Source organism: Kluyvera ascorbata ATCC 33433 (genome assembly GCF_000735365.1).
GTDB classification, from domain to species: Bacteria; Pseudomonadota; Gammaproteobacteria; order Enterobacterales; family Enterobacteriaceae; genus Kluyvera; species Kluyvera ascorbata.
In genome coordinates this window covers 1-6512 of sequence record NZ_JMPL01000175.1, presented here as the reverse complement: position 1 = coordinate 6512, position 6512 = coordinate 1, and the positions used below count along the sequence as shown (strand labels likewise).

The following is a 6512-nucleotide window of genomic DNA, read 5'->3' as shown; positions in this document are numbered from 1 at the left end:
GGCCGTCGAGCTTGACGTAGTTGAGCTTACCGAGGAAGTCGATCTCGGTCTGGGTTTTCCAGCCGATGCCTTTGCCGCCGTTGCCGAGTTTGTCCATCAACGGGCCGAGCGAGGTAAAGCGCTCGTAGGTGGCCGGGTAGTCGCGTTCAACGGCGACAATGTTTGGCGCGGTTTTGCCTGGGATCAGGTCACATTCGCCTTTGCGCCAGTCCTGAATGGCAAACGGCTGCGCCAGCTCCGCCGGGGAGTCGTGCTGTAACGGTTGCAGCACCACGTCGGTTTCTACGCCGAGGTGACCCTGACAGATTTCCGAGAACGCTTTGGCGATGCCTTTGTAGATTTCCCAGTCGCTTTTGGACTCCCACGCCGGATCCACCGCCGCGGAAAGCGGGTGAATGAACGGGTGCATATCCGAGGTGTTCATATCGTCTTTTTCGTACCAGGTGGCGGTCGGCAGGACGATATCGGAGAACAGGCAGGTACTGGACATACGGAAATCAAGCGTGACCAGCAGGTCGAGCTTGCCCTCGATGGCGGCGGTCTGCCACTCCACTTCTTCCGGTTTTACGTCGTCGGTCGAACCCAGATCTTCGCCCTGAATCCCGCTGTCGGCACCGAGCAGATACTTCAGCATGTACTCGTGGCCTTTACCGGAGGAGCCCAGCAGATTGGAGCGCCAGATAAACAGGTTGCGCGGGTGGTTTGCGCCGTTATCCGGCTGTTCGCTGGCAAAACGAATATCGCCAGACTTCAGCGCCTGAACGGTGTACTCCTGCGGCGTCATGCCTACCGCTTCCGCTTTGGCCTTCACGGCCAGCGGGTTGAGGTTCAACTGCGGTGCGGACGGCAGCCAGCCCATACGCTCGGCGCGGACGTTAAAATCTATCAGATGCCCGGTGTACTTTTTCGGGTCGGCCAGCGGTGAGAGCAGTTCTTGCGCGGTCAGCTTCTCATAGCGCCATTGGCTGGCGTGGTTGTAGAAGTAGGAGGTGCTGTTCATCTGGCGCGGCGGACGGTTCCAGTCCAGCGCGAAGGCCAGCGGCAGCCAGCCGGTTTGCGGACGCAGCTTCTCCTGGCCCACGTAGTGCGCCCAGCCGCCGCCGCTTTGACCGACGCAGCCGCAGAACACCAGCATGTTGATCATCCCACGGTAGTTCATGTCCATGTGGTACCAGTGGTTGACCCCGGCACCGAGGATGATCATCGAACGACCGTGCGTTTTGTGCGCGGTGTCGGCGAACTCAAGGGCAATCTTTTCGATGTTGTGGCGCGATACGCCCGTTATCTGCTCGCCCCAGGCCGGGGTATAGGCTTTCACCTCATCGAAGCTTTTCGCCGCCAGGTCATCGTCCAGACCGCGGTCAAGGCCGTAGTTGGCAAGCACCAGGTCATAGACGCTCACGACCAGACGGCTGCTGCCATCGGCGAAGGCCAGCTGTTTTGCCGGCAGCTTGCGTACCAGAATCGGGTCTTGTTTGACGCTGCGAAAGTGCGGGTTTTCGTTGCCGCCAAAGTAGGGGAACGCCACGCCAGCCACGGTATCGCGGTTATCCAGCAATGAGAGCGCAAGCTCGGTCTCTTTGCCGGAGGCCAGCGATTCAAGGTTCCATTTGCCTTTTTCCCCCCAGCGGAAGCCTATCGAGCCGTTAGGTACCACCAGTTCGCCGTCGAGGCTATAGGCAACGGTTTTCCATTCCGGGTTATTGGCTTCGCCGAGCCCATCGACCAGGTCAGATGCGCGCAGCAGGCGACCTGCGGTATACGAACCGTCGTCGCGGCTGTCGAGCATCACCAGCATCGGCATGTCGGTGTAGCGGCGGCAGTAGTTGATGAAATATTCGCTCGGGTTATCGAGGTGGAACGCTTTGAGGATCACGTGACCCATCGCCATAGCCAGTGCGCTGTCGGTACCCTGTTTTGGTGCCAGCCACTGGTCGCTGAGCTTGGCGACTTCAGAGAAGTCCGGGGTGATGGCAACGGTCTTGGTGCCTTTGTAGCGCACCTCGGTAAAGAAGTGGGCGTCCGGGGTACGGGTCTGCGGCACGTTAGAACCCCAGGCGATGATATAGCTGGAGTTGTACCAGTCGGCGGATTCCGGCACGTCGGTCTGCTCGCCCCAGGTCATCGGCGACGCTGGCGGTAAGTCGCAGTACCAATCGTAAAAGCTTAAGCAGGTGCCGCCAATCAAGGAGAGATAGCGGGTACCGGCGGCGTAGGAGACCATCGACATCGCCGGAATAGGTGAAAAGCCCGCCACGCGGTCGGGGCCGTACTTTTTAATTGTCCAGACGTTGGCGGCGGCAATCAGCTGATTAAGCTCTTTCCACGACGAACGCACAAAGCCGCCTTTACCGCGCGCTTGCTTGTAGCTGCGGGTTTTTTCCGGGTCTTTCATGATGCTGTCCCAGGCCACCATTGGGTCCGGGTGCGCGGCGAGGGCTTCGCGCCACAGCTCAATCAGCTTTTTGCGCGCCAGCGGGTATTTGAGGCGGTTGGCGCTATAGAGATACCAGGAGTAGCTGGCGCCGCGTGGGCAGCCGCGAGGCTCATGGTTTGGCAGGTCAGGGCGGGTGCGGGGATAGTCGGTCTGTTGAGTTTCCCAGGTGACCAGCCCGTTTTTAACATAGATCTTCCAACTGCATGAGCCCGTACAGTTCACCCCGTGCGTGGAGCGAACGATTTTGTCGAATTGCCAGCGCTGACGATAGCTGTCTTCCCAGTCGCGGTTGTTGTCATAGACCTGTCCGTGACCGTTGGCAAAGGTCTCGCCTTTCTGCTTAAAGTAGCGAAAGCGATCCAGTAGCTTGCTCATACTTGCTCCTCCTGACGGGGGGCTTTGCTCCCCCGTGGTTACACTGCTCACATAGTTATGTTTATTTTGACGTCGGTTTGCGTCGGCCGTAGACAAGCCATGTCACCAGCACGCACACGACGTAGAAGACAAAGAACACTTTCATGGCGCCGACCGGTGAACCGGTCATGGCTAAAGAGGTGCCGAAGGCTTTCGGAATGAAGAAACCGCCGACCGCGCCGATAGCGGAGATAAAACCCAGCGCGGCGGCGGTATCGGTTACCGCCTCGTGCTGGGCCTGTTCATCCGTACCGCCGCGTTTTTTAACGCTGTCGATAGTGATTTGACGAAAAATCACCGCGATCATCTGGAAGGTGGAGCCGCTGCCGAGCCCGGCGGTGAGGAACAGGCCCATAAATACGACGTAGAAGGCGAGGAAGCTGCCGGAGCCGCTGCCCGGTAAGGTCAGGAACAGCAGGCCGGTGAATACCGCCATCAGCACGAAGTTCACCAGCGTCACCTTCACGCCGCCCAGTCTGTCCGAAATCACACCGCCAAATGAGCGCGCCAGCGCGCCGATAAACGGCCCGAAGAAGGCGAGTTTGAGGATGTTAACGTCCGGGAACTGGGTTTTTGCCAACATCGCGAAACCCGCTGAGAAACCGATAAAGGATCCGAAGGTCGCCAGATAGAGCAGGCTCAACAGCCACATATGCGGGCGCTTCAGTACCGGAAGTTGGTCACGCACGGAGGCTTTGGAGCTGGCAATATCATTCATCCCCACCCAGGCCGCGATAGTCGCGATAATCAGCAGCGGTACCCAGATAACGGCAGCGTTCGCAAGCGAGAGAATGGAACCATCTTCCTGCGGTACGCCGTGAATGCCGATAAAGGTGAAGATAGGCAGGAAGATCACCGCTGGCGCCACCATTTGCATTACGCTGACGCCAAGGTTGCCCAGGCCGCCGTTGATACCGAGCGCGCTGCCTTGTTTCGCTTTCGGGAAGAAGAAACTGATGTTGCCCATGCTGGAAGCAAAGTTAGCACCAGCGAAACCACACAGTAGTGCAATGATAATAAATACCCAGTAGGGAGTAGTGGTGTTCTGAATGGCAATGCCTAACCAGATGCACGGTACCACCAGGATCACCGTACTTACCACCGTCCATTTGCGCCCGCCCAATATGGGTACCATAAAGGAGTAGGGGACACGTAATATTGCACCGGAAAGTGAAGGTAGTGCTGTTAATAAAAAGAGTTGGTCGGTGGTGAAATTAAATCCGACTTTATTAAGATTGACCGCAACTGCACTAAATAACATCCAGACGCAGAAGGCGAGTAATAAACAGGCTACGGAAATCCACAGATTTCGCCTCGCAATTGATTTTCCTTTATTTTCCCAGAAGCCAGGATTTTCAGGTTTCCATTCTTTTAGAAGGTAATGATTCTCTTTCTCATTGCTTGCCATATAATCCTCGAGGAACGCGTCATAAAAAAGAAACAAAGGAAAAACAGCGAGGTAGGTGAGGAGGGGTATTATTGTCAGGCCGTTTTATCTCTTTATCGTTGAAGAATAGATAAAAAAAACGCGTTGTAAGAAAACGCGCTGTGAATAAAACGTTGTTAATTGTTACTAAATGTAAATTAAGTGGGCTTGAGCTCTAGCGTAATATAATGTTGTATATAGCGAGTGAAAATTTCGTCACTTATTTCTGCCATCCCTAGTGCATAAATTCCGTCTAGTCCACACACTAATGCAATTAATCGCCATGCAATGTTTTCCGCGCTATCTATTGGCCTGAATTCATTCGCTTCTGTTCCCCGCAAAATGAGCGATACGGTTTCCTTATGCCACATATCCATCGTGAGCAGGTAAGCCCCTTTTATTTCGCTATCGCTGTCTGCCAGCAGCTGCGCTTCACGCCACAGGCGTATATAGGGTTCAAGTCGGCCATCGTCACTGCCAAGCATAGAAAAGAGGCGGTCGTGCCAGCTCGCATCGTCCGCCACCAGAGGCATATCAAGCATTTCACGGATCAGCCTGACGAAGGCGAGGGATTTGAGTTCACCAATAGAGGTGAAGTGGTGATGTACCTGGCCGCTGGATACGCCGGCGACGCTGGCAATGTTGCGCACGGTCATGGCGTTAAAACCCCCGCTTAGCGCCACCTGCATGGCGGTTTTGAGGATTGCTTCGCGCCGTTCTTCTCGATTTAAATAGTTCATTTTTCTTCGTTTAAGTAGGGTTTAGATGAGAATAACAAAGAATTGGACATGCGTTCAACAATCCGGCAGGATCCTTTTCCTGGACATGCGTCCAACAAATTAACGATGTGAGGAATGGAAAAATGTCACGCCAATGGTTAACGCTCATGGCTATCCTGATGGTCTATATCCCGGTGGCGATTGATGCCACCGTGCTGCACGTAGCCGCGCCGACGCTTAGCGTTGCGCTGGGCACCAGCGGCAATGAGCTGCTGTGGATCATTGATATCTATTCATTAGTGATGGCCGGTATGGTGCTGCCGATGGGGGCGCTCGGCGATAAAATTGGTTTTAAACGTCTGCTGCTGCTTGGCAGCGGGATCTTTGGTCTGGCCTCGCTGGCGGCGGCGTTTTCACCGACTGCGATGACGCTGATTGCGTCCCGCGCGCTGCTGGCGATTGGTGCGGCGATGATTGTTCCGGCAACGCTTGCCGGGATCCGCACCACCTTTGCTGAAGCTCGTCACCGTAATATGGCGCTGGGGCTGTGGGCCGCCGTTGGCTCCGGCGGCGCGGCGTTTGGCCCGCTAGTGGGCGGTCTGCTGCTCGAGCACTTCTATTGGGGCTCGGTGTTCCTGATAAACGTCCCGATTGTGCTGGTGGTGATTGCCATTAATGCCCGAGTGGTACCGCGTCAGCCTGCGCGACGTGAACAGCCGCTTAATCTTTTCCAGGCGCTGATGCTGATTGCTGCCATCCTGATGCTGGTATTTAGCGCCAAATCAGCGCTGAAAGGGCAGCTTGCCCTGTGGCTGGTGGCAATGGTCGCGATTGCCGGTGCCGGAATGCTGTACTGGTTTGTTCGCAAACAGCTATCGGCCACGCGCCCGATGGTGGATATGCGCCTCTTTACCCATCGCATTATTTTAAGCGGGGTCATGATGGCGATGACGGCGCTGATCACGTTGGTCGGCTTTGAGCTGCTGATGGCGCAGGAGCTGCAGTTTGTGCACGGCAAAACGCCGTTTGAAGCCGGGCTGTTTATGCTGCCGGTCATGGTGGCGAGCGGCTTTAGCGGCCCGATTGCCGGGGTGCTGGTGTCGAAGCTTGGGCTGCGTGAAGTGGCGACCGGCGGGATGTTGCTAAGCGCGCTGAGCTTTATTGGTCTGTCGATGATTGATTTTAGCACCCAGCAGTGGCTGGCGTGGGGGCTGATGACGCTGCTGGGCTTTAGCGTAGCCAGCGCGCTACTGGCTTCCAGTTCAGCCATTATGGCGGCGGCCCCGAAAGAGAAAGCGGCGGCGGCAGGGGCGATTGAAACGATGGCCTACGAGCTGGGCGCGGGGCTGGGCATTGCGCTGTTCGGCCTGATCCTGACCCGCAGCTACACTTCGTCGATTGTGCTGCCCGCAGGGGTAGACGGCGCGGCGGCCGAGCAGGCTTCGTCATCGATTAGTGAAGCCATCAAGCTGGCGCAGTCGATGGCAGCCATTCCTGCGCAACACCTGATTGAGGC

Annotated in this window: 4 protein-coding genes; 1 reads left to right on the top strand and 3 read right to left on the bottom strand. The window is 56.4% G+C overall.

Features of this window, described 5'->3' with window-relative positions:
* The 3 genes from GKAS_RS22290 to GKAS_RS22280 all read right to left on the bottom strand — a co-directional run.
* The coding region (locus GKAS_RS22290; protein WP_035897577.1) for a nitrate reductase subunit alpha at positions 1–2812 on the bottom strand (2812 nt) is incomplete at its 3' end.
* Between the two features lie 61 nt (positions 2813–2873).
* Positions 2874–4259, bottom strand: coding sequence for a NarK family nitrate/nitrite MFS transporter (locus GKAS_RS22285; RefSeq protein ID WP_035897576.1), 1386 nt, complete (start codon positions 4257–4259; stop codon positions 2874–2876).
* Positions 4260–4435: 176 nt separating this feature from the next.
* Positions 4436–5017: a TetR family transcriptional regulator gene (locus GKAS_RS22280; RefSeq protein WP_035897575.1), complete on the bottom strand. Its 582-nt coding sequence runs from the start codon at positions 5015–5017 to the stop codon at positions 4436–4438.
* Between the two features lie 122 nt (positions 5018–5139).
* On the opposite strand from GKAS_RS22280, the gene GKAS_RS22275 reads away from it, so the two are divergent.
* A partial coding sequence (locus GKAS_RS22275) for a SmvA family efflux MFS transporter (RefSeq protein WP_035897574.1) occupies positions 5140–6512 on the top strand: 1373 nt, incomplete at its 3' end.